This window comes from Photorhabdus africana (genome assembly GCF_035181445.1).
Classification (GTDB): Bacteria; Pseudomonadota; Gammaproteobacteria; order Enterobacterales; family Enterobacteriaceae; genus Photorhabdus; species Photorhabdus laumondii.
Map to the genome: position 1 here is coordinate 117,991 of NZ_JAXBVE010000001.1, position 26,639 is coordinate 144,629.

Annotated in this window: 20 protein-coding genes, 1 tRNA gene and 4 pseudogenes; 13 read left to right on the top strand and 12 right to left on the bottom strand. The window is 41.3% G+C overall.

All coding sequences use genetic code 11. The features are described 5' to 3' along the window. Window positions 1-7: 7 nt before the first annotated feature. The gene (gene putA, locus SLS51_RS00530) at window positions 8-3,988 is read right to left on the bottom strand and encodes a trifunctional transcriptional regulator/proline dehydrogenase/L-glutamate gamma-semialdehyde dehydrogenase (RefSeq protein ID WP_323834509.1); all 3,981 of its coding nucleotides are present in this window, start codon (window positions 3,986-3,988) and stop codon (window positions 8-10) included. A gap of 491 nt (window positions 3,989-4,479) precedes the next feature. Between putA and putP the strand changes: the two genes are divergently transcribed. Next, window positions 4,480-5,964, top strand: coding sequence for a sodium/proline symporter PutP (putP, locus tag SLS51_RS00535; RefSeq protein WP_323834511.1), 1,485 nt, complete (start codon window positions 4,480-4,482; stop codon window positions 5,962-5,964). 78 nt (window positions 5,965-6,042) lie between these two features. On the opposite strand, the gene SLS51_RS00540 is transcribed toward putP, so the two are convergent. Both SLS51_RS00540 and SLS51_RS00545 read right to left on the bottom strand, forming a co-directional pair. Next, complete coding sequence (locus tag SLS51_RS00540) at window positions 6,043-6,561, bottom strand: FGGY-family carbohydrate kinase (RefSeq protein WP_439126830.1); 519 nt, start codon at window positions 6,559-6,561, stop codon at window positions 6,043-6,045. Then, window positions 6,554-6,916, bottom strand: a pseudogene (locus SLS51_RS00545) (alcohol dehydrogenase catalytic domain-containing protein); the annotation flags it as partial. The gene SLS51_RS00540 and the pseudogene SLS51_RS00545, both read right to left, overlap by 8 nt. Window positions 6,917-7,384: 468 nt before the next feature. Between SLS51_RS00545 and SLS51_RS00550 the strand changes: the two are divergent. Continuing rightward, window positions 7,385-7,519, top strand: a pseudogene (locus tag SLS51_RS00550) (IS982 family transposase); the annotation flags it as partial. Between the two features lie 33 nt (window positions 7,520-7,552). On the opposite strand, the gene SLS51_RS00555 reads toward SLS51_RS00550, so the two are convergent. The 3 genes and pseudogenes from SLS51_RS00555 to SLS51_RS24575 all read right to left on the bottom strand — a co-directional run. After that, complete coding sequence (locus SLS51_RS00555) at window positions 7,553-8,581, bottom strand: alpha-xenorhabdolysin family binary toxin subunit B (protein ID WP_323834513.1); 1,029 nt, start codon at window positions 8,579-8,581, stop codon at window positions 7,553-7,555. Window positions 8,582-8,623: 42 nt separating this feature from the next. Then, entirely contained in the window at window positions 8,624-9,850 is a 1,227-nt protein-coding gene (locus SLS51_RS00560) for an alpha-xenorhabdolysin family binary toxin subunit A (protein WP_323834515.1), read from the bottom strand. Window positions 9,851-10,118: 268 nt separating this feature from the next. Next, window positions 10,119-10,216, bottom strand: a pseudogene (locus SLS51_RS24575) (IS1 family transposase); the annotation flags it as partial. On the opposite strand from SLS51_RS24575, the pseudogene SLS51_RS00565 reads away from it, so the two are divergent. Further along, window positions 10,204-10,314: pseudogene (locus SLS51_RS00565) on the top strand (Tn3 family transposase); the annotation flags it as partial. The pseudogenes SLS51_RS24575 and SLS51_RS00565 overlap by 13 nt on opposite strands. 177 nt (window positions 10,315-10,491) lie before the next feature. Here the strand turns inward: SLS51_RS00565 and wrbA are convergent. Beyond that, complete coding sequence (wrbA, locus tag SLS51_RS00570) at window positions 10,492-11,091, bottom strand: NAD(P)H:quinone oxidoreductase (RefSeq protein WP_011146225.1); 600 nt, start codon at window positions 11,089-11,091, stop codon at window positions 10,492-10,494. Between the two features lie 379 nt (window positions 11,092-11,470). After that, window positions 11,471-12,877, bottom strand: a complete 1,407-nt coding sequence (gene cycA / locus SLS51_RS00575) for a D-serine/D-alanine/glycine transporter (protein ID WP_323834518.1) — start codon at window positions 12,875-12,877, stop codon at window positions 11,471-11,473. Between the two features lie 251 nt (window positions 12,878-13,128). On the opposite strand from cycA, the gene SLS51_RS00580 reads away from it, so the two are divergent. Then, window positions 13,129-13,204, top strand: a tRNA-Lys gene (locus tag SLS51_RS00580). 176 nt (window positions 13,205-13,380) lie between these two features. Here the strand turns inward: SLS51_RS00580 and SLS51_RS00585 are convergent. Then, the gene (locus tag SLS51_RS00585; protein WP_323834521.1) at window positions 13,381-13,929 is read right to left on the bottom strand and encodes an Ail/Lom family outer membrane beta-barrel protein; all 549 of its coding nucleotides are present in this window, start codon (window positions 13,927-13,929) and stop codon (window positions 13,381-13,383) included. 308 nt (window positions 13,930-14,237) lie between these two features. After that, window positions 14,238-15,176, bottom strand: a complete 939-nt coding sequence (dsdC, locus tag SLS51_RS00590; protein ID WP_323834523.1) for a DNA-binding transcriptional regulator DsdC — start codon at window positions 15,174-15,176, stop codon at window positions 14,238-14,240. 241 nt (window positions 15,177-15,417) lie between these two features. Between dsdC and dsdX the strand changes: the two genes are divergently transcribed. Together dsdX and dsdA are read left to right on the top strand one after the other, a co-directional pair. Then, window positions 15,418-16,755: a D-serine transporter DsdX gene (dsdX, locus tag SLS51_RS00595; protein WP_323834525.1), complete on the top strand. Its 1,338-nt coding sequence runs from the start codon at window positions 15,418-15,420 to the stop codon at window positions 16,753-16,755. Window positions 16,756-17,430: 675 nt separating this feature from the next. Then, on the top strand, window positions 17,431-18,762 hold the full coding sequence (dsdA, locus tag SLS51_RS00600; RefSeq protein WP_323834527.1) for a D-serine ammonia-lyase: 1,332 nt from the start codon (window positions 17,431-17,433) through the stop codon (window positions 18,760-18,762). A 92-nt stretch (window positions 18,763-18,854) separates the two neighbouring features. On the opposite strand, the gene SLS51_RS00605 is transcribed toward dsdA, so the two are convergent. Beyond that, a complete protein-coding gene (locus SLS51_RS00605) occupies window positions 18,855-20,576 on the bottom strand; it encodes a phospholipase D-like domain-containing protein (protein ID WP_323834529.1) in 1,722 nt (573 codons plus the stop codon). 445 nt (window positions 20,577-21,021) lie between these two features. On the opposite strand from SLS51_RS00605, the gene SLS51_RS00610 reads away from it, so the two are divergent. The 5 genes from SLS51_RS00610 to SLS51_RS00635 all read left to right on the top strand — a co-directional run bounded on the left by SLS51_RS00610 (window position 21,022) and on the right by SLS51_RS00635 (window position 24,497). Beyond that, on the top strand, window positions 21,022-21,258 hold the full coding sequence (locus tag SLS51_RS00610; protein ID WP_323834531.1) for a TA system antitoxin ParD family protein: 237 nt from the start codon (window positions 21,022-21,024) through the stop codon (window positions 21,256-21,258). Further along, window positions 21,227-21,532: a type II toxin-antitoxin system RelE/ParE family toxin gene (locus tag SLS51_RS00615; RefSeq protein WP_323834533.1), complete on the top strand. Its 306-nt coding sequence runs from the start codon at window positions 21,227-21,229 to the stop codon at window positions 21,530-21,532. Before SLS51_RS00610 ends, SLS51_RS00615 begins: the two co-directional genes overlap by 32 nt. A gap of 655 nt (window positions 21,533-22,187) precedes the next feature. After that, on the top strand, window positions 22,188-23,243 hold the full coding sequence (locus tag SLS51_RS00625; RefSeq protein WP_323834535.1) for an alkene reductase: 1,056 nt from the start codon (window positions 22,188-22,190) through the stop codon (window positions 23,241-23,243). Window positions 23,244-23,424: 181 nt separating this feature from the next. Next, window positions 23,425-23,826, top strand: a complete 402-nt coding sequence (locus SLS51_RS00630; RefSeq protein ID WP_323834537.1) for a nuclear transport factor 2 family protein — start codon at window positions 23,425-23,427, stop codon at window positions 23,824-23,826. A 206-nt stretch (window positions 23,827-24,032) separates the two neighbouring features. Continuing rightward, a complete protein-coding gene (locus SLS51_RS00635; RefSeq protein WP_323834539.1) occupies window positions 24,033-24,497 on the top strand; it encodes an Rrf2 family transcriptional regulator in 465 nt (154 codons plus the stop codon). A gap of 58 nt (window positions 24,498-24,555) precedes the next feature. Here the strand turns inward: SLS51_RS00635 and SLS51_RS00640 are convergent, their stop codons facing one another. Next, window positions 24,556-25,596 carry a LacI family DNA-binding transcriptional regulator gene (locus tag SLS51_RS00640; protein ID WP_323834541.1) on the bottom strand — a complete coding sequence of 347 codons (1,041 nt, stop codon included), beginning with the start codon at window positions 25,594-25,596 and terminating at the stop codon, window positions 24,556-24,558. A gap of 273 nt (window positions 25,597-25,869) precedes the next feature. On the opposite strand from SLS51_RS00640, the gene SLS51_RS00645 reads away from it, so the two are divergent. Together SLS51_RS00645 and SLS51_RS00650 are read left to right on the top strand one after the other, a co-directional pair. Then, window positions 25,870-26,313 carry a PTS sugar transporter subunit IIA gene (locus SLS51_RS00645; protein ID WP_323834543.1) on the top strand — a complete coding sequence of 148 codons (444 nt, stop codon included), beginning with the start codon at window positions 25,870-25,872 and terminating at the stop codon, window positions 26,311-26,313. Between the two features lie 28 nt (window positions 26,314-26,341). Then, window positions 26,342-26,629: a PTS sugar transporter subunit IIB gene (locus SLS51_RS00650; RefSeq protein ID WP_323834545.1), complete on the top strand. Its 288-nt coding sequence runs from the start codon at window positions 26,342-26,344 to the stop codon at window positions 26,627-26,629. Window positions 26,630-26,639 lie beyond the last annotated feature (10 nt).

A 26,639-nucleotide genomic window follows, 5' to 3' on the forward strand; every position in this document is an offset into this window, starting at 1 on the left:
GCCGAAATTAACCGATAGTCATCAGGCTGGCATTACCCCCCGCTGCCGCGGTGTTAATGCTCAGTGAGCGTTCATGTAGCAGACGTTCTAACAGCAGATTAGTTTCTCCACGGGCAAAACCTTGTACGGAAATGATAATGCCTTTACGTTGAGCGACTTGTTCGCAAACTTGACGCAGTTGATCAGAGTCGCCGTGGTAAATAACCGCTTCGAATTCCGTGTCTTCACTCTGCCAGTCCTGAACCAAATGGATTGATTTACGGACGCTATCTGGCAATTGACGAAACAGTTGCTGATGTAATCCATCATTTTGCCATAGCAACTGGCAGCCTACAGACAGTGTTGCTGCCAGTTGGATCAATGTATCTTGTTGATTATCCGCCAGACACAGCACCTGACCACGAGGTAACAAGGTGTAAGTATTGCGTTCGCCTGTCGGCCCCGGTAGCAGGCGAGTGGTACCACCTTGTGCCAGCAATTTATATTGTTGAATTAACTGATTTAGCTCTTCATTGTGCTGATTGTCTGCCCATTCTGTCAGTGCATCAAAGGGCGCCATCAGTGCTGAACGGGCATTGGCATCCAATGGATATTCAGCATCCTGACGTTCCAACGTTTGGTTGATTGCGTTTTGAGGGCGGCAAGAGAGCAGACGATACAAATAGAGTGGGCCGCCGGCTTTTGGTCCGGTACCGGACAAGCCTTCACCACCGAATGGTTGTACGCCAACAACAGCGCCTACCATGTTGCGGTTAACATACAGATTGCCGACTTTCGCTTTAGCGGTAACTTGTGCAATCGTTTCATCAATACGGGTATGGACGCCAAGGGTCAAACCATAGTTGGAGTTATTAATCTGATCCAGTAATTTATCCAGTTCATTACGTTGAAAACGAACAACATGCAGAACCGGGCCGAAAATCTCCTGTTTTAATTCATCAAAGCTTTCCAATTCAATCAGTGTCGGTTTAACGAAAGTGCCTTGATCCCACTCTTGATTGTCGAGCACATTATCTTGTGCTGCCTGATAAATCGTGCGCCCTTTGGTACGCATTGCTTGAATATGGCGATCAATACCGGCTTTGGCTTCCGCATCAATGACCGGGCCGATATCGGTAGAAAGACGTTCAGGATTACCCATCCGGCATTCAGACATGGCGCCTTTCAACATAGTCATGGTGCGTTCTGCCACATCATCTTGAATGCAAAGGATACGCAAGGCAGAACAACGTTGACCCGCACTGTCAAAAGCAGAGGCGACCACATCCATAACAACTTGTTCTGTTAGCGCGGAAGAGTCGACAATCATGGCATTTAGGCCACCAGTTTCGGCAACCAGAGGGGTTGGACGCCCTTGTGCATCAAGTCGTCCGGCAATATTACGTTGTAATAGGCCGGCCACTTGAGTGGAGCCAGTAAACATCACGCCTTGCACTCTCTCATCACCCACCAGAAGAGCACCGATGGTTTCACCTTGACCGGGTAATAATTGCAATGCGTCGTGGGGAATCCCTGCTTGATGCAATATTTTGACCGCTGTTGCCGCAATTAATGGGGTCTGTTCCGCAGGTTTTGCTAATACGCTGTTACCGGCAGCCAATGCAGCCGCTATCTGCCCGGTAAAAATGGCTAATGGGAAATTCCACGGGCTGATACAGACAACCGGCCCCAGTGGGCGATGAGTATCATTAGCGAAATCATGGCGAACCTGTCCCGCGTAATAATGGAGGAAATCGACCGCTTCACGTACTTCAGCAATCGCATTATTAAAGGTTTTGCCGGCTTCCCGAACCAAAATACCTAATAGCGGTTGCATCTGGTTTTCCATCAATTCCGCCGCACGAACCAGAATAGCAGCCCGTTCTGATGGTGGCGTTGCAAACCAGATTGCGCCAGCTTCTGTTGCGACATCCAGCGCATGACTGACTTCCTGTTCAGTTGTTTCACGAACATAGCCGACAATATCCGAAGGGGCCGCCGGGTTAATAACCGGTTTGGCGGCCGGTAACTCACCTTGATGGTGATAATTGCCGCCCAGTAGTGGCTCGCTATGCTGCCCTTCGGTAGCAGAACTTAATAGTGCACAGGAAAGAGAAGCCAGACGATGTTCGTTGGCAAGATCCAAACCGGCTGAGTTTGCGCGATCTTTGCCATACAAATTGTGAGGCAGAGGGATTTTAGGATGTGGAAGACCGATTTGGCCGTCGGTTTCGGCCAGCTTCTGGACTTTTGTCACTGGATCGGCAACCAGTTCATCCAGTGGTAATGTGGTATCGGCGATACGGTTGACAAAAGAGGTGTTAGCGCCGTTCTCCAACAGACGACGGACCAGATAAGCCAACAGTGTTTCGTGAGTGCCTACTGGTGCATAAATACGGCATGGGCGGTTTAACTTACCATCAGCAATTTTCCCGACCACTTGTTCATACAATGGTTCTCCCATGCCATGCAAACACTGAAATTCATATTGACCAGGATAATAGTTTTGGCCCGCCATATGATAAACAGCAGCTAAAGTATGAGCGTTATGGGTAGCGAACTGAGGATAAATCAGATTAGGTACTGACAATAGTTTGCGGGCACACGCTAGGTAAGAAACGTCAGTATAAACTTTGCGCGTGTAAACTGGGTAACCTTCCAGCCCGTCGATTTGAGCACGTTTAATTTCGCTATCCCAGTAAGCGCCTTTTACCAGTCGCACCATCAGTCGACGGCGGCTGCGCTGTGCTAAGTCAATAACTGTATCGATAACAAAGGGGCAGCGCTTCTGATAAGCTTGGATCACGAAACCAATGCCATTCCAGCCAGCCAGTTGCGGTTCAAAACAGAGTTTTTCCAACAGATCGAGAGAAATTTCCAGACGATCTGCTTCTTCGGCATCAATATTGATACCAACATCATATTGGCGTGCTTGTAATGTCAGGGAAAGCAGGCGTGGATATAGCTCATTCATGACGCGTTCATATTGAGCACGGCTATAACGCGGGTGCAGGGCAGAAAGCTTAATGGAAATTCCAGGCCCTTCATAAATGCCGCGGCCATTAGATGCTTTCCCGATAGCATGAATCGCTTGTTGGTAGGAAACCATATAATTCTGAGCATCTTCCTCAGTTAAAGCGGCTTCACCTAGCATGTCGTAGGAGTAACGGAACCCTTTTTCTTCCAGCTTACGTGCACTTGCCAGCGCTTGAGCGATGGTTTCTCCGGTCACAAACTGTTCACCCATCAGGCGCATTGCCATATCTACGCCTTTACGCACTAATGGTTCGCCACTCTTACTGATAATGCGATTCAGTGAATTGGAGAGTTTAGCTTCGTTATGGGTAGAAACCAGTTTGCCGGTAAACAGCAGCCCCCAGGTTGCCGCATTGACAAACATGGATGAACTTTGGCCCAGATGGGAATGCCAATTGCCGTTACTGATTTTGTCGCGGATCAGCGCGTCGCGAGTGGCTTTATCAGGGATACGGAGCAAAGCTTCCGCAAGACACATTAGCGCAACGCCTTCCTGAGATGAAAGCGAGAATTCTTGCAATAACCCTTGAACCAGACCTGAACGACCCATGCTGTTTTTCTGGTTACGTAATTTTTCTGCAATGCTGTAAGCCAGCTTATGAGTTGCTTGTGCCTGATCTTCCGGCAATTGTGCCTGTTGTAACAGCATGGGAATGGCTTGTGTTTCTGGCAGGCGATAGGCCGCAGTAATTGCGGAACGTTTTACTGATTGAGGCAGGATATGCTCAGCGAAGTCGAGGAAAGGTTGATGAGCAGAATCTGTTACCGTTTCTTCTGCGATTATCTTCTCCTCTTTAACATCTTGATTGGACGAGAGTTCAGCGATCTGTTCATCATTTTCAAGACGTTCAAGATAATTAAAAATAGCTTGTTTAATTAGCCAATGTGGAGTGCGGTCAATCCGTTGTGCCGCAGCTTTAATGCGATCACGCGTTGCTTCATCAAGCTTCACGCCCATTGTTGTACTACCCATCTTTGCTCCTTAATAGGTAAGGTTTATCTAAAATTGCATGATAATATCTGACATGTTGCAACTTTGTGCAACCTTATGAGAATCGCTTGTTTTATTTTTGTGAAATTAATCTAGTTATTATAATTAGGTGGATATATTTATTCTTGTGATTTTATTTGATTGATACATATATATTGGTTTAGCATTTTGTGGCTAACATAGGGATGTAACCCTGAAATGGTTAAAAAGTATAATTTTTAAATCAAATAAATGTGATTCAGTCAACGTTTTTTGTAAAAAATGGCGTTAATTAGTTGTTAAATTACCTGATGCTAATCTAGGATTCACTGTAACTTTCTAATTTGGTTACAAAAATAATTATTTCAATTTAGAATTATGGGCCATTTTTAGGTGCAATCAGGTGCAACGTTCCTGAACCTGACAGGGAAAACTCTGTGTACCCGGGAGAACTGCGGATTTGCAAAACACAGATAACACTATGGAGAACTTGCATGACAGTAAATACACCAATGCTAATCACCTTTATTGTCTACATTACTGGAATGTTGTTGATAGGTTTTTGGGCTTATCGTTCAACTAAAAATTTTGATGACTATATCTTGGGAGGAAGGCGATTAGGTAGCGTGGTAACGGCTTTGTCTGCCGGTGCTTCGGATATGAGTGGCTGGTTATTAATGGGCTTACCTGGCGTGGTCTATTTCGCGGGGATTTCAGAAAGCTGGATAGCCATTGGCCTTGCTTTAGGCGCTTACTTGAACTGGAAATTGGTCGCAGGCAGGCTACGTATCCAGACCGAAATCAATAATAATGCGTTAACATTACCGGACTATTTCACCAGTCGTTTTGACGATAGTAGTAAAATTCTACGTATTATTTCTGCGTTGGTTATTTTGATCTTCTTTACTATCTATTGTGCTTCTGGCGTGGTTGCCGGAGGATTGTTATTTGAAAGTACGTTTGGTATCAGTTATCAGAAAGCTATGTGGCTCGGTGCCGCAGCGACGATTGCTTATACTTTCCTTGGCGGCTTCTTGGCGGTCAGTTGGACTGATACGGTTCAGGCTTCATTAATGATCTTTGCACTTATCTTGACCCCAGTTATCGTTATTTTCTCTGTGGGTGGCATTGATACCTCTCTGGCGCTGATAGCAGCAAAAAGCCCGGCTTATATGGATATGTTTAAAGGGTTGAACTTTATTGCCATTATCTCGTTGTTAGGTTGGGGATTAGGTTATTTTGGTCAGCCACATATTCTGGCGCGTTTTATGGCGGCCGATTCCCATCACACTATCCGCAAGGCTCGTCGTATCAGTATGACCTGGATGGTGTTATGTTTGGCAGGCACTATTGCTGTCGGTTTCTTCGGTATTGCTTATTTTGAAATGCATCCTGAACTGTCTGGCCCGGTCATAGCCAACCGTGAGCGTATCTTTATGGAATTGGGGGTTATTCTGTTTAATCCGTGGATAGCGGGCATTTTACTCTCTGCTATTCTGGCCGCGGTGATGAGTACCTTAAGCTGTCAGTTGCTGGTGTGTGCAAGTGCTTTGACGGAAGATCTTTATAAACCCTTTATCCGTAAATCTGCCAGCCAGAAAGAATTGGTATGGGTGGGGCGTTTCATGGTGCTGCTGGTGGCGGTCATCGCGATGGTGATAGCAACCAATCCCGACAATAAAGTACTGGCTCTGGTAAGTAATGCATGGGCTGGATTTGGTGCTGCATTCGGCCCGGTTGTACTGATTTCTGTTATCTGGAAACGTATGACACGTAATGGCGCATTAGTGGGGATGTTGGTAGGGGCCGTCACGGTATTGGTGTGGATGAAATACCAGTGGTTTGCGTTGTATGAAATTATTCCTGGCTTTATCTTGGCTTCGATTGCGATCGTGGTTGTGAGTCTGTTGGGTAAAGCGCCGAGCAGCGCAGCACAACAGCGTTTTGTTGATGCTGAGGCGCAATACAAGACTAAATAAGGTAAATTGGAATAAAGGTAACCAACAAACCTCGTTTAAAATAGCGAGGTTTGTTTTTTCATCATGAAAAATATGTTGTCATATTTTCACCTCTGGATATTCAGTAGTCAGCAGAGATAAATAATCTTGATAAAACACATCATATAATGCGGCCGTTTCGGGAGTTGGAATGGTGCGGGTTTCTTCATCAAGATGAACAAAATGTTGGCAAAAGTGGGCGAGCTGCACTTGTTTATCTTTTTCTTCTGTCAAGGAATCACACCACATAGCTTGAATAGCCGCACCTAATGCGGCAGCTTCTTGGTTAGTGACACAAATAACAGGCGTATTCATGACATCAGCCACAATTTGCCGCCATTTTTTGCTGCGAGCGCCGCCGCCGGTCAAACGGATCTCATTAATTTCAATCCCTTGCTTGCGAAATAATTCAATACCAAAACGTAGTTCGTACGTGGCACTTTCAACCGCAGCCAAAATGAAATTTTGTTGATTCATATTGCTAGTATTCAGGTTATGGAGACTCGCTTTGGCACGGGGGAGTGGTGGAACACGTTCACCATTAAAAAACGGTAGCATCATCAAACCATTAGCAACCATCAATAGGGGGTGTCGCCCAGAAACGGACTTCTGGATCTAAGTTATAAATACCTGCCCGTGATTGTGGTGATTGCAGATTAGGAATGCCAGGTTCCATACAGACCCGATCGCCGATTTTTAAGTGAGTCACATTTTTACCTACGGCGGTGATGACACCTGATGCTTCGTGCCCGAGGATCATCGGCTTTTCGACAATAAATGGCCCAATACGACCATATTGATAATAATGCACATCACTGCCGCAAATTCCCACCGAGTGAATTTTTATCTCAACATCATTTTCACCCAATATTTCGGGGGTTTCCCAGTCTTGAATTGAAATCTGACCTGCTTTTTCTAATACTAATGCTTTCATGATCTGCCCTCTTATTTGGATATTATCGATATCATTTATTTGGAGGGATATTAGATCGAAAATTATTATATTTATGTGATTTAAGTTAAGGTCTTATTAAATGGTGATGTTTTTGCGTTAATATTAAAAAGTGAATTGTTAAAAAGCAAATTGTCCACTTGGTTACTCTTTTAATATGTATATTGACAATGTAATGATATCATTAATAAGAATATAAGCGTGAGCAAATAACTTTATATTGAAAAAATAATAGTTTTTTTAGCAAAAGGTATATTCAACTCAAGAGTAAAGCGTTTGGATATTTGAATTCGATAAAGATCGTGATATGTCGTTTTTGCGTGACTGAATGGGTTTAAGTGATTAGCATTTAATTGAAAACGGATTACTCAAATGTCATCGCGAAGCTTCCCTTTCTCTCAATGAAATCATGACGCTCCTCATTTTATTTCATAAAAATATTTCTTAGATGAGCATTCAAGGCACCGTAGTCAGCTCGGTTTTTTATTGAAAGTCGTCGCAGGCCTAATCGCTTATACATTCCAACCTAAAAAACCGAGCTTGAATTTACGGGATTCTGATATCGCTATTCTTAAACGAAGTTGACATTACCAATATATTTATTTCTATTCCAACATATTATATTGATATTACCAAATTATCCAAGAAATTTAATTGTCCGTTTATCAGATTGGTTAGATAGTCCTGATTAATATTCTTATCTGATAATTCGTGTAATTGACTGGAGAATAAACGCCATGCTTTTTCTAGTTTACCTACCTCGTTAAGCATAGTGGTGCGTTCTGTATCGATTTGCATCACATCTTTTAAACCGGAAAACCTCAGCTCTGTTTCCTCTAATGTCGTTTTCAGTGCCTTAGATTCTTGCATGGTATGATCAATTTGTTCAGTGAGCTTCATTCTGGCATTTTCCAAATCGATGTACTTCAATCCTTCAGAAATTTTGCCCAATACTTTTTTTACTATCTCAATACTTTGTTTAATAATTTCTTTTTCAGGTTGAGCGAAATTCAGGCCATCGATGTCATTGGTATTTGGGAGATAATCTTTAAACATATCCGCAATATTTTTTACGCGAATAACATCCTGACTTTCGATAATTTTATCCCGTTCGGCATCTAACTTTTTTCTTTCTTTGGTTTTCTGTTCAATATCACTCTGCAATTCTGCCTTTTGTTTTTTTGTTTTCGCCAACACATCTTCAAAATGTCCTGCAATCACTATATCGTTAATATCATTAATTTTTCCAGTCAGTTTGTTGATTCTATCATCGAAATTAGCAATCACATTGTGAATATCTTTTGATAATTTCTGAATAAATTGATCGCGTGCTTTTAGTATGTCACTGCGCTTCTCATCACTCAAATCATGGGCTTCCAGGGCTTTATCAATTTTACGGATTGATTGGAAAATATCTCCTGCTAAAAATTGACTTAATATTGGTGGTAATTTTGATAAAGATTCACTTACCAATTCACTGAGTTCACGGCTATAGGAGCTGACTCGCTCGGCTTTCTCTGCAATAGCTGTAATACCGGATGTTTGTTGTTTTGCTAAAAGCCAAATTTTATTTACAGTCTCATCCAAGGATTTGATATTAACTTTTGGATACTGGATTTCTTTTTGTGAGATGATGCTTTCAGACACTTTTTAATATTCCTTTTTTACTTTATAAATTAATTTAAGAAATTATTTAGAACGTTTTTTATATTCCTCCAATGCTTCATCAAAAATTTTAACCAATTTTTCAGCAGAACCTTGAACTTCTTTCCAGGGGCTAATAGCTTGCTTAAATGTTTCCTCAAACATTAAAAGCATCGATGCATTATCAATTTCAGCAAACGATTTTTTGGAGAGATTAATTTGCTCTAGCATTGTACTCCACATGACATCCAAGTGTTTTAGGGCAACTTCTGCATCTTGCATACAGGAACGAATACTAAGGAAGTGTAAGGATAAATTTTGGATTGCCGTTTGTAATGCGCTTGTACCTTTAATTTGCTCTTGTAACTCTTTGACTTTCTCAATCAATTCATTTTTCTGTTTACGCGCATTTTCTGCTTTAGGACCAAAAATACTACCGGTAATCACCACGCCAATAACACTAATCGCGCCAGACAATGACGATTCAACATATTGATCATAGTCTTTTTGGAGTTGCTCAATATCTCTTTTTTTCTCATTAATCTCATCTTGCAGCTCTTTGACAGTTGTAGAAAGATTATTATCATCCATTAGTTTTTTCTTGATATCAACCTGTGGCAGTAATCCATCAGCTGTTTTGCCATCTGATAAAGTTCCACCAAACAGTGTGATTTTAAAGTCGGTTATTGCATCTTTAACTTGCTGGCTATTCTCCCTATATCCTTTTACATCTTTCTCCATGCTTTCTAGGATACTTTTCAATCCGATTGCTACTTTTTTATCAACATCGGTATAAGTTATTTTGAATAATTGCTCATTGGTTGGTTTGCGATTATTGTATGTGTTTTTTAATGTCTCTATACTGTCTGTAATCGGCATTTTTTCAATGATTTTGATTATTGACTCTCCCTTTTGGGTAATTTGTTTTCCTGCATTTTCCAGATCGATACTCTGCCGTTGGACTTTATCTTCTACCTCACTCCAGCTAAGCGCATGGTTATGAATTTCTTCAAATAAAGTCTTAATATTTTCAGGTTTTAAACCCTCAATATTAGTATCATTGTAATGAATATATTCTTTTACCGTCGGCAAAGTAAAAGGAAGTTCTAAGCCATTTTTAACGTATAATTTGATATTAATGAGGTCTTCTTTAGTAAAGATTCCCGCTGAACGGGCTACTCCTTGCACTTGGCCGGTTAATATATTTAAAGTAGCAGCGGGAACTTCTGATTCAGGTAATTTATTTTCTTCTAAAGATTGATTTAATAACATATTGTTATCCATTAGTGCTGATGATTTATTAAATTCAATTTAACTATATATTTAATGTTATGAAAACCTTTTTATTTAATTACAATTAAAATATGTTTTCTTGCATGGACTTTAATGACAAATGTAAATATTTTCATCTTAAAATTTAGCTTAGTTTATTTTTATATTTCTTTAAGGAAAATATTTATCAAACTGAAATTTGACTTTAATAAGATTAAAATAAAAAAGTTTAATAATATGGTTATGTATTTAAAAGTTAGATTGCCTATTAAATGTAGTATTCGTGTTCAATGAAAGTCCCTATGACCTTATCGTGCATTTGGAATGGCTCATCATTTTTCGGTTCAGCCTTTTTACGTGAACACGGTCAGGCTATTGATGTCGAACTGTTACAATGCCTGTCCCCGCTGGGATGGGAGCACATCAATCTGACTGGTGATGACCTCTGGCGCAGTAGCGCCAAAAATGTTTTTGCTATTCATGGTGTTGATAAGAATAGTGCACCAGATTTCTTTAAAGGGGCGGCAGAAAAAGACGAAGGTGAGCACAACCGATCTGGAAAGTGGGTTTATGCATCGCATCAGTAAGCCTTACCTCCAGCGCCTGGCGCGTTAGCTCAGTCTCTTCGCCTTCGTATCATGTTAATCTTTCAGTTTTTTAGCGATCTTTGCTACATGCTCACCTTGATAACGAGCGATCTTCAATTCATTTTCATTGGGGATGCGTGAACCATCACCGTCAGCAATAGTACTGGCGCCGTAGGGGGTTCCTCCCTGCATCTGAGAAATATCGCCAATTTCAGGAATACCGTAACCAATTGGTACAATAATAAAGCCGTGGTGAGCGAGCGTTGTCCAGGTTGAAGTAATCGTCATCTCCTGACCACCACCAACGCCTGTGGAAGTGAAGACACTAGCGACTTTGCCGTACAGTTTACCTTCGGCCCACAGGCCACCGGTCTGATCTAGAAAGTTTCTCATTTGGCCGGCCATATTACCAAAGCGGGTTGGGGTGCCGATAATTATGGCATCATAATCAACCAGCTCTTGTACGGATGCAACCGGAGCAGATTGATCTACTTTACCACCTGCTTTGGTAAATGCTTCTGGTGGAATGGTTTCTGGTACGCGTTTAATCGTGACTTCTACGTCAGCGACTTTTTTAGCGCCTTCTGCCACTGCGGATGCCAGCGCTTCAATATGACCGTACATGGAATAATAAAGCACAAGAATTTTTGTCATATTACTTTCTCCTACAAGGTTAAAAAGTGGCTGCGAAGTTTACAATAATAGCAGCTTGTTATTTAAATTCATCAATACCCTTCATCTTTCAAGTTGCTTCTTTGTTGGCTGCACTCACTCACCCCGGTCACATCGTTATCTATGCTCCCGGGGATTCGCTCCCTTGCCGTCGCGATCCATCTTGAAATCCATTGGGTAAATATTATTGATGGAATGAGGTGAAATGATCACGTTATGAAAATTGCCTAATGCTTTTGTAAGGAAGATTTTCTTAACCGATGGAGTTAAGTGTAGTGGTAATTTTTCAGCTTGCAGCAATAAAAAAGACCTGTGGAGTATTATTCCAACAGGTCATATAGATATTAAAGATTTGAATAAGTTAGCTGTACAAACGTGTTCTACGTTTTTTTACAATTTGAAAACCGATAATTAAGATCAGAAACCAAACAGGCGTGATGATTAATGCCTGGCGGGTATCATCCCGTAAAGTGAGTAATATCAGAACAAATGCAAAAAATGCCAGACAGACCCATGGCATGATAATACCCAATGGCATTTTATAGGTTGAAGCCTTATGTAATGCCGGGCGACGTTTCCGGTAAACCAAATATGAGCATAGGATCATGCTCCAAATAAACATAAACAGAATAGCTGAAATGGTAGTTACTAAGGTAAATACATGCATAACATCAGGAATTAAATAAATCAGCACCACACCACAGGATAAACATAAACAGGTGAAGATTAACCCCGATGCAGGCACGGAACGGCGAGAAAGGCGGCTGAATTGCTGTGGTGCATCACCTTCTTTTGCTAACCCAAATAGCATGCGGCTAGTGGAGAAAACACCGCTGTTGGCTGAAGAGGCGGCAGAGGTTAATACCACAAAGTTCACGATACTGGCGGCGGCGGGTAAACCAATCAGAACAAACAGTTCAACAAAAGGGCTTTTGTCTGCCATGATTGAACGCCACGGTGTGACTGACATAATAATTATCAGCGCCAGCACGTAGAAGGTGATAATACGAATCGGGATGGCATTAATGGCTCTGGGAAGCGATTTCATTGGATCTTTAGTTTCTGCGGCCGCCGTGCCGACTAATTCAATGCCCACAAAGGCAAATATAGCTATCTGAAATCCGGCAAAAAATCCGCTTAACCCTTTGGGAAAGAATCCACCATCATTCCATATATTTGCCAGTGAAGCGGTATGACCGGCTGGAGATTGAAAATGCATACCAATCAGAACAGCACCTGTCACGATTAAAGCGATAATGGCAACGATTTTTATCATAGCGAACCAGAATTCCATTTCCCCGAATAATTTCACTGTAGCCAGATTAAGGGAGAGCAGTAGTGAAACACAGAGTAGGGAAGTAAGCCATTGTGGAAAGTCTGGTTGCCAATAGCTGATATAGGAAGTGATTGCGACTACATCGGCGATACCGGTAATGACCCAACAGAACCAGTAAGTCCAGCCGACGAAAAAACCTGCCCAAGGACCGAGTAAATCGGCGGAGAAATCACTGAATGATTTATAATTCAGGTTCGAAAGCAGTAGTTCTCCCATTGCGCGCATCACGAAGAACAGCATGAAACCGATAATCATATAAACGAATATGATCGATGGTCCGGCGAGAGAGATTGTTTTCCCTGATCCCATAAACAGACCCGTGCCAATGGCGCCGCCAATAGCGATAAGTTGTATATGCCGGTTGCTTAGATTGCGTTGCAACTGTGTTTCCCCGGTTTTAGTGGAAAGCGAAGTGTGTATATTTTCTGCCATAGTAATAGTGTCCAATATTTTCTTAGGTAAATTGTTACGGCTCTTTAAGTGGCCTTATATATGATGATGTTTGCAAAAAATATTGTGACACAGATTACTATAGTAATAACAGCTTGATCTCACTTTAAAAACAAATTGGTTACAATTTAACTTGTTAATGCTGTTGGAATTGGGTATGAATTCTCCGCCGAGAAAAAAATAGCCATAATATATTGACGACAGCTTTGTATCGGGGAATAATTGTCCATATTGGGTTGTTAGCTCAGTCGGCAGAGCAGTTGACTCTTAATCAATTGGCCCGGGGTTCGAGCCCCCGACAACCCACCAGTTAAGGTTAGTTGAATGAATTAATGACAAGCTATTAATTGTCAATAAGCCTTCTTAAGCGATAGATTGAATTCTTGATATACAGAATTGGGTCAAGAGTATTTTTATAAATCACCAAGGTTACTAATCGAATAAAATATTCAACCTTGGTGATGATACATTGCTCATTGATTAAGTTAGAAACGATAGCCGACAGTTATATTAAAACCGTTAGTAAATAAATGATCTTTTTCGTTTCCGTCTTTAATACTAAAACGGCTACCTTCATAACCGGCAGTAATTGAGGTGTTGGTTGTTGGGTTGATAATAAAACCCGTTCCCCAACCTAAAGTATTTTTGCTTGTTGATTCCTTCTCGATATATCCACCACTATAGTGGGCAGTAGATTTATCATTTATTCTGGATAGCCCGAGTTGCCCATATAAACTAATGTAGTCATTAATTCTATAGGTTGGGCCAATCATTACAGAATAGTACTTCAAGTCCTCCCCTGTGTAATATTTTGTCTCTTTTTCATCTCCTTTAGCAAAGGTAAATGATGATAATAGCCCCCATTGATCATCAAGTTCATATCGGTAACTTAATGTTGCACCATTTAGTGCACTTACACCTTGTGGTTTCACGTAGGCGTATCCGATTGAAGCTGTATGTTGTTCTGCTTGAGCAGGTAAAGTTATCGCAGATACAGAAAAGATAACTCCACAGTTTAATAACAATTTTTGCATTTCATTACACTCTATATACTTCTAAAATAAACGACTTTATAACGCATTTAAACGATTTGCTTACTAGCAGTTGTGATGAATATCATAACTTACACCATGAGTATATATTTTTTGATTAAATTTAGATGTTATTTTCAAATAATTACATTATTACTGACTTTTTAAGGATAGAAATAGTGATAAAAATAACGGGTATAAATAATGGGATTGAAAGTACGGTAGAATCCGTTGTTAAATTCTGTGGCGACTAACTGTCGCCACTTAAAATAGAGCAGGTTTGTTATATCCGTTAATGGTTGGCTATATTTTTATTCGTCTATAGTTGATTTTAGCCATTGGATAAAGGCATTGACTTTCTCATTCTGTTGTTGAGGCAGGGTACAGGTATAGTAATATTGTTTACATAATACTTCAGTGTTGGGAAAGGGGGCGACTAATTCATTGTTTTCAATTTTTTCCCAAATCATATTTTTTCTTCCCATTGCAACACCTGCATGGTGTATTGCAGCAACGGCAGCTAAATCGGAACGATCGAAGACAATACACTTTTGTGATGGCTCCAGTGTCATGTCAAAGTGTTCTGCCCAAGTATTCCACTCTTTGGTATCAGAGTCGTAACTCCATGCTTGTTTATCATGCAATAGTGTGCAGTATCGTAGATTGTCAATATTTCCCATTAGATCATGTTTTTCAGCATACTGCGGGCTACAGACCGGGGTAATATACTCACTCATCAGATATTGATGTGATAATTCGTTGGATATAATATCATCAAAATAGATCGCAAGATCGATACCATAACCGCGGAAATTCACATTTTCATTACCGACTAAGATGTTCAGGTTAATGGATGGATATAGCTGATTAAAATCAGCTAATTTAGGCACTAACCAGCATTGGGTAAAGGTCGGGCGGGAGTAAATAGTCAGGTTACCCGATAACTCCTGATTTTTTATTTCCAGAATTTCCTGATTTAGGTGTTCCAGCGTTGATTTAATTGTCCAAAATAAACGCTTTCCTTCACAAGTTAATTCAATTTTTCTGTGAAAACGTTGGAAAAGTTTGAATCCTAACTCTTGTTCCAGAGAACTGATTCGATGGCTGACCGCACTGGCAGTGATAGCTAATTCGTCAGCAGCCAGAACAAAAGAGCAGTGGCGAGCGGCTATCTCAAATGTATGCAGCTTTGATAACTGGCTTCCATTGAGTAACTTATTTACAACCATGAAATTATCATCTGTGTACATATTTATCGTGTTTCTAGTTCATCGACGACGGATAATATAACCGTATCATTAAGGCGGTATGTTTCAGATAGTTTTAGTGATTTAAATCGCAAATAAAGTGAAAATTTTGATCGGTATCACTGAATTGGCTCAATCTGATTCATGCATGGCTATGTATTAATCATTTGTCAAAAATTGAATATTCATATTCAATAATGAAAATTCGTGTGACGAACAAAGGTTAACTATGGGGAATGATTAAGTGGATTCGCAACCTTGGGTGATTGGTACGTTACTCACAAGTATTGTGTTAATTGTATTGACGATAATTAAATTAAAAATTCATCCTTTTCTTGCTCTATTGTTAGCCAGTTTTTATGTCGGTGCCTTAATGGGAATGAACCCTGTTGAAATGGTGAGCGCCATTCAAGAGGGAATCGGAGATACGCTAGGTTTTTTAGCTGTAGTGATTGGTCTGGGGACCATTCTTGGTAAGATGATGGAGATATCCGGCGCGGCAGAGCGGATTGGTATCACATTGCAAAAATGCCGATGGTTGTCACCTGATATCATTATGGTACTGATTGGTCTGGTTTGTGGTATTACGCTGTTTGTCGAAGTCGGGGTGGTATTGTTAATTCCACTGGCATTTTCTATTGCCAGGAAAACCAATACGTCATTGCTGAAATTAGCGATCCCATTATGTACAGCGTTGATGGCGGTTCACTGTATTATTCCTCCGCACCCGGCTGCATTATTTGTGACGAATAAACTGGGTGCGGATATTGGCTCGGTGATTGTTTATGGGCTGATAGTTGGCCTGTTTGCCGCTTTGGTGGGGGGGCCATTATTTCTGAAATTTCTCGGTAACCGTCTGCCTTTTAAATCGGTTCCGGCTGAGTTTTCTGAAATTGCAGTTCGTCGAGAAGAGGATTTACCCTCTTTAGGCATGACATTGTTTACTGTGTTATTGCCAATTGGGTTAATGTTGGCTAAAACGGCTGCTGAATTAAATATGGAAAAAGGTACCACGTTTTATACGGTGCTGGAATTTATTGGTAATCCTATTACAGCCATGTTCATTGCCGCGTTTGTTGCCTATTACACTTTGGGCATTAAGCAAAATATGGGAATGAGTACGCTGTTGACGAAAACGGAAGATTGTTTCTCTTCTATCGCCAATATTTTATTAATTATCGGCGCGGGCGGAGCATTTAATAGTATTTTAAAAGTCAGTGGCCTCAGTGATACGTTGGCCGTTATTTTGTCGAGTCTGGATATGCACCCAATTCTTTTGTCTTGGTTGGTTGCCATTATTTTGCATGCGGCGGTTGGTTCAGCAACAGTCGCAATGATGGGGGCAACAGCGATTGTTTCGCCGATGTTGCCGTTATATCCAGATATTAGCCCTGAAATCATTACATTGGCGATTGGTTCTGGTGCTATCGGCTGTACTATTGTGACGGATTCACTGTTTTGGTTGGTTAAGCAATATTGCGGAACAACGCTCAGTGAAACTTTTAAGTATTATACAACCGCAACATTTATTGCCTCTGTGGTTGCGTTGGTTGGGACGTTTCTTCTTTCTACCGTCGTGTAATGGCGACCATTATGTAATGGAAAGAGGTAACCGCTCAGTTTGAAAAATAAGAATAAGAAGTGCGAAGTGTCAATACCAGGGAAGCCTATAAAATAGGCAGATTTATATCTAAAATAATAAATAAGATATACCCTACGGATTTCAAGCTGCATCGCGGCGGCAAGGGAGTGAATCCCCGGGAGCATAGCAAACTATGTGACCGGGGTGAGCGAGTGCAGCCAACAAAGAGGCAGCTTGAAAGATAACGGGTATAAACATTAACGTAGCAATCAAAATAAGGGGAAGATAAAAAATAAATAAATACCCTATGGATTTCAAGATGCATCGCGACGGCAAGGGAGCGAATCCCCGGGAGCATAGCGAACTATGTGACCGGGGTGAGTGAGTGCAGCCAACAAAGAGGCAACTTGAAAGATAACGGGTAAAGTATGATGTGCTGATATATTGTAGGAAGTTGTAGTAAACATAACATATTGAATATAATAAGAAATCCCAATAATCAAGCAAGTAAGAGTTATTTTATATATCCCATAGATTTCAAGATGGATCGCGACGGCAAGGGAGTGAATCCCCGGGAGCATAGATAACGATGTGACCGAGTGCGGCCAACAAAGAGGCAACTTGAAAGATAATGGGTATATACCAGGGAAACACTCATCTTGGGTTAATACATATATGAAACGTACTGAAATTCAACAATTACTAAATGAATATCCGTTAGTAAAAAATTTGATGGAATTAGAGGAAATCTTCTGGTTTAACCCTTGTAATACCACCTTGAAAGAGGGATTGCCTTTTGTCGGTTTGGGCGCTGATGATGTTGAGGATGCTGAAGCACGCTTGGATCGTTTTGCGTCTTATTTATGTAAAGCTTTTCCAGAAACAGCCGTCACACATGGCATGATTGAATCAGAAATAGTGGCTATACCTACGATGCAAAAAACACTGGAGCAACATTATGGTGTGGGTATCACAGGGAGAATTTTGCTTAAAAAAGATAGCCATTTGCCCATTTCCGGTTCGATTAAAGCCCGTGGTGGAATTTATGAAGTGTTAACTCACGCGGAAAAATTGGCATTACAGGCGGGGTTGCTTTCTGAAAACGATGATTACAGCAAACTGTTTTCAGAAGAGTTTAGACGGTTCTTTAATCAATACAGCATTGCTGTAGGTTCTACCGGCAATTTGGGGCTTTCCATTGGTATTGCCAGTGCAAAACTAGGCTTTAATGTCAGCGTGCATATGTCCGCCGATGCTCGTGAATGGAAGAAGCAAAAGCTGCGTTCACATGGGGTCAATGTCGTGGAACATGAGCTAGATTATGGGGTAGCCGTGGCCCGAGGGCGTAAAGAAGCCGAATCTGCTCCTAACTGTTTCTTTATTGACGATGAAAACTCCCAAACGTTGTTTCTGGGATACTCTGTCGCAGGTGGACGGGTAAAGGCGCAGTTTGAGCAGATGAATATTGTGGTTGATGAAGATCACCCACTCTTCGTTTATTTGCCGTGTGGCGTCGGTGGCGGTCCGGGGGGTGTTGCATTTGGATTGAAACTGGCTTTTGGTGATCATGTGCACTGCATTTTTGCTGAACCGACCCATTCTCCCAGTATGTTGTTGGGGGTATATACTGGTTTGCATGACAATATTTGCGTACAGGATATCGGGATCGACAATATCACTGCTGCTGATGGTCTTGCGGTAGGCAGGGCTTCCGGCTTTGTTGGGCGTGCGATGGAACGTTTGCTGGATGGATTTTATACTGTTCAAGATCAGGAAATGTATAACCTGTTGGGCTTACTGGATCGTGATGAAGGTATTCGGTTAGAGCCTTCGGCGTTAGTTGGGATGGCGGGCCCTGCTCGTGTGAGTGGAAACCTTGATTACCTGAACAATAAGAACCTTTCAGCAGAAAAGATGAAACTGGCTACGCATTTGGTCTGGGCAACCGGCGGTGGTATGGTACCCGATGATGAAATGACAAAATATTTGGCGACAGCCAAAATCTAATTGGTCTCCTGAAAAGTCATTTCCTTAATGTTTTTTAAATGATATACCCGCCAGCAGTTGGCGGGTATATATCAGAACACTTGTTATTTACATCAAGTATTTTTGTAATTAAATGAATGTGTTCCTGAATATTTCCACAACGGTTCCCAGTAGGATTCTATAAAAGTTTTCACCGCATCTTCTCCCTCAATAAGATAATTGAACTCCGAAAGATACCCCGGATAGAGATTATCAGAACCAACCACATAGAGTTCATCATCAATTATTGTTACTTTTGCATGATTCCCAGGAGCAGGGGGAACTTTGGGATATACCGGACCACTTGCTTTAATTAAGGATCGGAATGGGCGTCCTATAGCACCTATCTGTGGAGGTCTTTCAGAAAGAGACGGTTCTTTTAGCGTAGCAGTATAAGAATTTTCATCCGGGGTTGGCCATCTGTATGTAATCCCTTCAATCAAAAGATCTTCAGGTACTTTGTCTGTAAAGAAAAAAGGGGCAACTTCTATTCTTTTCAGTGCGGCTTGCCTGATTCCATCCGGATCTTCCAGCTTCTTATCGGTATGCTCATCATGTGTCAAATAGTATTTAAATATTTCAAACGTTCTTTTGGCTCCAGAACCAAAAGAATATTGATCACCCGCAGCACCGGCTGCTGCATCAAGTGGCGATACAACAATTTGAACTTCCAGTTCGGGGTTGGAAAGTAATGCTTCGATCAACCATCGGCACACATGATGATCTCGCCATTGTTTTTTCCACGCACTGACAAGATCCTGTTGGGACATGCGAATTTTTTTCTTTGCATTCTTTATTATAAACTCTTTCATTATTTCAGAGCCTTTTTTATAATCCGTTCGCATATCAGGTCCAGACCAATATTTACCTACGGATAATATCCTGCTTGCTTTCTTATATTCTGGGTCCTTAGGTGGATTTTTTAGGCATTCTTCTTTTTTTCTATCGATATATTCAGTAACGCGCTCTTTTTTTAATGGATCTTCCGGCCTTCCCATAAGACCATTTGCATTAACCCATCTATTTTCATCTATATCAAAGAATTCTTTAGTTAAGAGGTCTGTATTAGCCACCCACATGTTATTTAAAAATAATTGTGAGCTTAATGATGCCGTTCCTATAACTTTAACAGAGACATCATGAACTGGAGGGTAATTTTTAAAAAGATCCATATTTAAATTATGGCCGCCGACAAATGACTCAATTCCATCAACTGCGATAATTTTTGTATGATTCCATGTCATTCTGGTATCATCTTCTGGAAACATTTCTTCTGGCAGCACTTTCTTCTCTAATGATACTTTAAGTCCGTCTACTATTCTGTAAAACCGACCAATCCATATTTCAGGTATACACTCCCAATGATCTCTCCTTTCTTGAATTAATTTAATAATATCATTCTTCAATGCCAGATATTCAGGGGTACCTTCAAAGTATGAATTCACACCGTTTAACAACGATGTTGGTGTTTGAGCGAATAAGAACCTTATCTGAGTTCTCTCCTTCCTGTTTATTTTTTTGGTAAATGCACTATCAATAGCGGATAAGATAACTTTTCTCCACTCTGCATCCGGGGCATTTAAGGAGGAAATATCGCAGCGATAACGCATGTTTTCCAGAATGCTTACAATAGCATCTTCAAATTCCGCTGCTCTTTTAACCGCCTGTGGCATTATCTCTTTTCCAAAAGGGAGCCCCCATATTTGGGGAGTATCAAATATTTTTACGTAGTTGATTTCACTTGTTTTATTGAAGTAACCGTCCAGTTTTTTTTGTAAACCATCCAATAAATTCATATATGCATCCTCCGGGAAACAATTTTTTTACATATCAACAGCAGTCTGCCAGCATCAGGCAACCCATTTATAATCATAATCAATTTTTGATAGGAGGAGGCTAAAAAAGATAAAACTGGGATCACGTATTTTCAAACGTAGGTTATTACATCTATACCCTATGGATTTAAGGGGGGGAGAATCGATTTTTCTGAGTCATAAGTCCCGAAATTCAAGTGATATCGACAATTCAATGAGGCCAGTTTTATTGAGGATGAGAATAAAATTGGTCTTGCTGTGTCTTATTACGTTGAGCAGGGGATTTTGAGAGGTTCCCTTTTGTATCACGGGAATAGACATGTTGAAATCGTAATCAATGATTGCATAATGCGATAAAATGTTGCATTTTATACACATGCGTTTTATATCGCATGGAGTACAAAATCCCAGAGGGGTAAACTAAATTATGGCTATCAGTATACGTTTGGATGATGATTTCGTGAATGATGTAAAAATTCATGCAGAAGCTTCAAGCAGAAGTGTACCTAAGCAAATCGAGCATTGGGCTAAGATTGGCCGCATTGCGGAGGAGAACCCTGATTTGCCGTACTCTTTTATCCTTGATTCTTTATTGGCAAAAAGCGAAGTCAATAGCGGTAAGGTGTCGCGTTATGTCAGAAGGACAAAAAGATCCAAAGATTGATGTTTATGAAACAAGACGTTTTTCTAAGGCATTATCCAGGTTATCTGAAGATCTTCTTAGGATAGTAGAAGATGAGATTGATAGAATAATTGATAACCCTGAAATCGGTGAGCAGAAGAAAGGTGATTTAAGTTTCCTTCGAGTTCATAAATTTCAGTTAAATAACCAGTTAACATTGCTTGGTTATTGCTGGGTTGGAGGGAAAATAGAGTTATACCCGTTATCTTTCAAGTTGCCTCTTTGTTGGCTGCGTTCGCTCACCCCGGTCACATAGTTATCTATGCTCCCGGGGATTCACTCCCTTGCCGTCGCGATCCATCTTGAAATCCATAGGGTATATACCTGCTGAACTTTGGCTCTCATGAAAATTTTTATCAGGAACAAAAGCGACACAGAAAAGCGGATTTAAAATTCATTGGATAGGGGTTCTATACCCTATAGATTTCAAGTTGCATCGCGACGGCAAGGGAGCGAATCCCTGGGAGCATAGATAACTATGTGACCGGGGTGAGTGAGCGCAGCCAACAAAGAGGCAGCTTGAAAGATGACGGGTATATCTATTAGAGCGTTTTAAGGCTGCGTATTGCGTAGCCTTTTTTATACCCCTCATTCAACGAATCTCTATTCACTTAAATCAAAGGCGACAAATGGCCTATGTCATTCTTAAGCAAAGTCATTGTTGTGTCATAACATTATTATCTTGCAGATATTCTGGCATCTGACATTTTTATCCTGTTGCAATATGTAACTGTGTAAGTTACATTGATTCATGTAAAAGAAGCAGCCTGCGACTAAAGACTCGGGAACCGAATCAAGAGAAAGAGTTCACACTCCCTAATTAACGCTGTTTGTTTCTGGTATGACCTGGCTATGCAGTTATTGATGATTTGCAACGAAGTGCATTTATTAATCTATATGAGAGAAAAAATATGCCTACACTTTTTGACCCCATTCGCATTGGTGATCTCGACTTGCCAAATCGCATCATTATGGCTCCTCTGACACGTAACCGTGCAGAAGGAGAAGGGCGTGTCCCTAATGCGCTGATGGCGGAATATTATGCTCAGCGCGCTTCTGCTGGTTTGATTATCAGCGAAGCGACTTCAGTCACTCCGCAAGGCGTTGGCTACGAGAATACGCCGGGTATTTGGTCAGATGAGCAAGCTGCTGGTTGGCGATTGGTCACGGATGCTGTGCATGCTGCTGGTGGGCGTATTTTTATACAGCTTTGGCATGTGGGGCGGATATCGGACCCTGTTTTCCTTAATGGAGAACGGCCGGTGGCGCCAAGTGCAATTGCGGCTGGTGGTCATGTTAGCTTATTACGCCCAAAACGTCCTTTTGTGGTTCCGCGGGCGCTTGAGTCTGAGGAGATTCCCGGCATTGTCGAAGCATTCCGGCGCGGAGCAGAAAATGCGAAAATGGCAGGATTTGATGGAGTAGAAATACACGGTGCCAATGGATATTTGCTCGATCAATTCTTGCAAGATAATGCTAATCTGCGCACAGATCAGTACGGAGGTTCAGTCGAAAATCGGGCTCGGTTGCTGCTGGAAGTGACAGACGCTTGTATTTCAGTTTGGGGATCATCACGTGTTGGTATGCATTTGTCGCCACGTGGTGGTCATTACTCTATGGCGGATTCCAATCCTGTGGCGACGTTCGAATATGTCGCACGTGAACTCGGTAAACGTGGTATTGCTTTTATCTTCTCGCGTGATGCGGTCGTTGATGGTGACTTAAGTAAGGTAATAAAAGAAGCTTTTGGGTCAACCTATATTGCTAACGAGGAACTGACTAAAGAAAGTGCCGAGCAAGTTCTTGCTGACGATTGGGCTGATGCAGTGGCTTTTGGTCAATTGTTTATTGCTAACCCAGATTTACCTCACCGGTTTTTAATTGAAGCGCCATTTAATGAACAACAACCAGAAACTTTTATGGTTCCTGGTGCTATAGGCTATACTGATTATCCAGCGCTTACCTAGGTAAGGGGATATCTTACCCGCAATGGATAGCCTAACATGAAAGATGTTCGAATTGTTTTCCGGGGATGTTAATTTAAAGCTTTAATGGCGCTTTTTAGTTGAACGTCCCAAGATATCTGGCCGACTCATTTTATAAGAGCCGGTCATATTTCATTGCAGGATAATTTGAAGGAGAATGATAATGTCAGATTCATTAAATGTATCTATTGTTCGTCGTTTTTATGACTCTATGGGTGATATTGATGTTCTTCGCCAGATCATGGCGAGTGATGTTATTTGGGATGTTACTGAAGGATCTCGGTATGGTGGGGTTTATGAAGGAATTGAAGATATATTGAATAATTTCTTTGTGCCACTTCTTAATGATGTCGATGAATTCGTTGCAGATGGCTCTGAATATTTTGAGTCAGATGATCATGTCATTGTTTTGGGTAATTATTTGGGACGGGTGAAGCGTGGTAAACGATTCATTTCTCGTTTCGTTCATATATGGACAGTGAGGGATGGGCAGTTAGTTAAATTACAACAAACTGCCGATACGCTTCAAATTGAGCGTGCTCATACAGATTATTCCATTCGGTAATATTGGTTATCATGCTTGTAACATTAACTGGGCCAAACAATAGCATACGGCGGCAAAACGGGAGGAGTAGGAATGTTAATCAGACAAGTTAACATTCTGAATTTCATTTCTTGTTATGTGACGAAATTAGTGACATAATGCGCGGTCTTTTTATTCATGTTCTGCTATTCTTCCATAACATCCTTTAAGGTATACAGGATCCTCCAGTGCCAACATCTACCCGTTTTGCTGTTGCTATCCATATTCTCACCGATATTGCGCTTCACCACGGACAAGCCGTGCGTTCTGAAGATATCGCAAAAAGCGTGAATACTAATCCGACGGTTGTTCGCCGGCTCTTAGGTGCCCTTGCGGAGGCTGGTCTGACTTATTCGCAAATGGGGCAGGGAGGCGGAGCGTTACTCGCCCGGCCGTCGAAGCAAATCTCATTATTAGATATTTATCGCGCAGTTGAAGATCCTCTGTACTTTACGTTGCACCGTTCTAAACCTAATCCCAAGTGCTATATTGGGCACAATATCACCCCAGTATTAGAAGATGAATTCTCGCGTGTTACCTGTGTGCTAGAAACCGCTTTGACTGAAACGACGGTGGCTGACATAGTCAATAGGGTTGAGGATTGCGCGGGCTTTCCTTTCGCGCCACATGATCTCAGTCAGCAGATAAAATAGTTACCACGGTTACAGGCTTTAATGACAATTGATGTTTCATCATGGCGTTATCATTTTGCTAAGCACTTTGTCTAGGCTCGAACTTATACGAAAATAGGTGATATCGGTTGTTTTGATGTTTTGTTTCATCTTCACCTTGTTGAGTGAGCAGTTTTATCAGCAATTTTCCGGTGTCCCTGCCTATTTGGGGATAATCAATGCGAATTGATGTCAGTGTTGGTTGTGTGTGGTCACAGTTATCTGAACCGTCCAGACAAGCAACAGCCAAATCAGCGGGTATTTTAAGTAGACGCCGCTGACATTCAAACATGACACCTAGAGCGATCACTTCATGACTGCAAATCACACCTTCCAGTTCAGGTTGACGTAATAACATTTCAGTAATTGCCTGGCGACCAAATTGCATGCTAGCAGTATCTGAGGTAGTGATATTTTGGTCAGCATTCTGATAGTGATGCAGCATGGCTTTATGCCAGCCATTAATTTGCTGATGGCGTAAACGGCTGTCCATTTGGGCGCCAATATAACCGATATGCTTGCGGCCATTATTCAACATATGTTCAGTCAACGTATAGGCAGCCGCGGAAAAATCGGTTCCTATATTAATTGCCGTTTGCTGTTGATGAGGACTTGCAACATTAATAATGGGAATATTGATATGAGAAATATTGCCGTGAGTTTTATCTGCCAATTGCGAACCAAAAATCACCAGTGCTGCTGCATTGCTTTGCAGTAATGTCATGATAATTTCAGCTTCTTTATTATGGTTATATTCATGACATCCAAGTAAAACTTGAAAGGCATGTTTATTCAGCACTTGTTGCAGTGATTGTATAAACGTAGCGCTAGCTTTATCTGTTAGTGAGGGCACAAGTACCGCGATAATATTACTTTGGCCCGAAGCAAGTACGCCGGCAGCGCCATTTGGGATATATCCCAATTCTTGTATAGCGTGTTCAATTTTTTCTCGTAATTTATCCGATACCATTTCTGGTGTTCTCAATGCGCGTGAAACTGTCATTGAACCGACACCGGCATACTTAGCAACATCTTGTAATGTTACTCGCCCTGTATTACGGCGTTTTCGTGTCTTTTTCATCAAAATATTTTTCTATTTTTTTAATTAACGGCTATGAATTTGACGATGGAATTCTACCTGATCTCAGGCAAGTCGTGGGAAAAAACCATGATGTACTTTCGCTTGCTGGTGAATTAATCAAATAACAAATGATAGCGCTATCACAATTATGAGTGACGATCATAGATAGCGCTATCATTTGTGACTAATATCACTAGCAGAGGACCGAAAACGGAAGACGGAAGACAGAGGGCGGATGGTAGGGCGGAGTGAGATTTTAATTAGGGGAAATTGATGCTAAAGACGTTACTCACCCAAGATGTGATCCAAGTGATACCGGATGTTAAAAATTGGCGCGAAGCGATCGCGATGGCTTGTCAGCCTTTGGTGGAAAATGGGGCCATTTCTGCTTGTTATATTGATGCTATTTATCATTCGCATGAGGTCATTGGTCCCTATTATGTTGTTGGGCCGGGAATGGCGATGCCACATGCCAGACCGGAACAAGGGGTCAACAAATTAGCTTTAGCGTTAACTGTGATTAGCAAAGGCGTGGAGTTTGGTTCTGAGGAAAATGATCCGATCAAATTGTTGATTGTCTTAGCAGCAACTGACAGCAATAGTCATATTGACGTGATCGCTCAGCTCGCTGAGTTGTTTGATAATCAACAGGATGTCGCATTGCTGATGAGTGCCAAAAGTAAAGAAGAGATTCTTGCCGTGATTAACCAGTATTAAGTCGTTATTTTTGCTATGGGGAAACAGTATGAAAATCACTGTCGTTTGCGGACATGGGTTGGGTACCAGCTTGATGATGGAAATGAGCATCAAAAATATTCTGAAAGAGTTGGGAATAGATGCCAGTGTTGATCACATCGATTTGGGATCAGCAAAAGCAACTCAAAGCGACATTTTTGTCGGTACTAAAGATATTGCAGAACAACTGGTTATTCAGGCAGTCGATGGCAAAATTGTTGCGCTGGACAATATGGTGGATAAATCGGCAATGAAAGTACGTCTGTCCGTGGCATTAGTTGAACTTGGTGCACTGTAACCGGGAGGTT

What these genes read in the sequence shown, in the direction of transcription:
- putA (WP_323834509.1), bottom strand. Translation starts at nt 3,988, where the DNA reads ATGGGTAGTACAACAATGGGCGTGAAGCTTGATGAAGCAACGCGTGAT.
- putP (WP_323834511.1), top strand. Translation starts at nt 4,480, where the DNA reads ATGACAGTAAATACACCAATGCTAATCACCTTTATTGTCTACATTACT.
- SLS51_RS00540 (WP_439126830.1), bottom strand. Translation starts at nt 6,561, where the DNA reads ATGGTTGCTAATGGTTTGATGATGCTACCGTTTTTTAATGGTGAACGT.
- SLS51_RS00560 (WP_323834515.1), bottom strand. Translation starts at nt 9,850, where the DNA reads ATGTTATTAAATCAATCTTTAGAAGAAAATAAATTACCTGAATCAGAA.
- wrbA (WP_011146225.1), bottom strand. Translation starts at nt 11,091, where the DNA reads ATGACAAAAATTCTTGTGCTTTATTATTCCATGTACGGTCATATTGAA.
- cycA (WP_323834518.1), bottom strand. Translation starts at nt 12,877, where the DNA reads ATGGCAGAAAATATACACACTTCGCTTTCCACTAAAACCGGGGAAACA.
- SLS51_RS00585 (WP_323834521.1), bottom strand. Translation starts at nt 13,929, where the DNA reads ATGCAAAAATTGTTATTAAACTGTGGAGTTATCTTTTCTGTATCTGCG.
- dsdC (WP_323834523.1), bottom strand. Translation starts at nt 15,176, where the DNA reads ATGTACACAGATGATAATTTCATGGTTGTAAATAAGTTACTCAATGGA.
- dsdA (WP_323834527.1), top strand. Translation starts at nt 17,431, where the DNA reads ATGAAACGTACTGAAATTCAACAATTACTAAATGAATATCCGTTAGTA.
- SLS51_RS00605 (WP_323834529.1), bottom strand. Translation starts at nt 20,576, where the DNA reads ATGAATTTATTGGATGGTTTACAAAAAAAACTGGACGGTTACTTCAAT.
- SLS51_RS00610 (WP_323834531.1), top strand. Translation starts at nt 21,022, where the DNA reads ATGGCTATCAGTATACGTTTGGATGATGATTTCGTGAATGATGTAAAA.
- SLS51_RS00615 (WP_323834533.1), top strand. Translation starts at nt 21,227, where the DNA reads ATGTCAGAAGGACAAAAAGATCCAAAGATTGATGTTTATGAAACAAGA.
- SLS51_RS00625 (WP_323834535.1), top strand. Translation starts at nt 22,188, where the DNA reads ATGCCTACACTTTTTGACCCCATTCGCATTGGTGATCTCGACTTGCCA.
- SLS51_RS00630 (WP_323834537.1), top strand. Translation starts at nt 23,425, where the DNA reads ATGTCAGATTCATTAAATGTATCTATTGTTCGTCGTTTTTATGACTCT.
- SLS51_RS00640 (WP_323834541.1), bottom strand. Translation starts at nt 25,596, where the DNA reads ATGAAAAAGACACGAAAACGCCGTAATACAGGGCGAGTAACATTACAA.
- SLS51_RS00645 (WP_323834543.1), top strand. Translation starts at nt 25,870, where the DNA reads ATGCTAAAGACGTTACTCACCCAAGATGTGATCCAAGTGATACCGGAT.
- SLS51_RS00650 (WP_323834545.1), top strand. Translation starts at nt 26,342, where the DNA reads ATGAAAATCACTGTCGTTTGCGGACATGGGTTGGGTACCAGCTTGATG.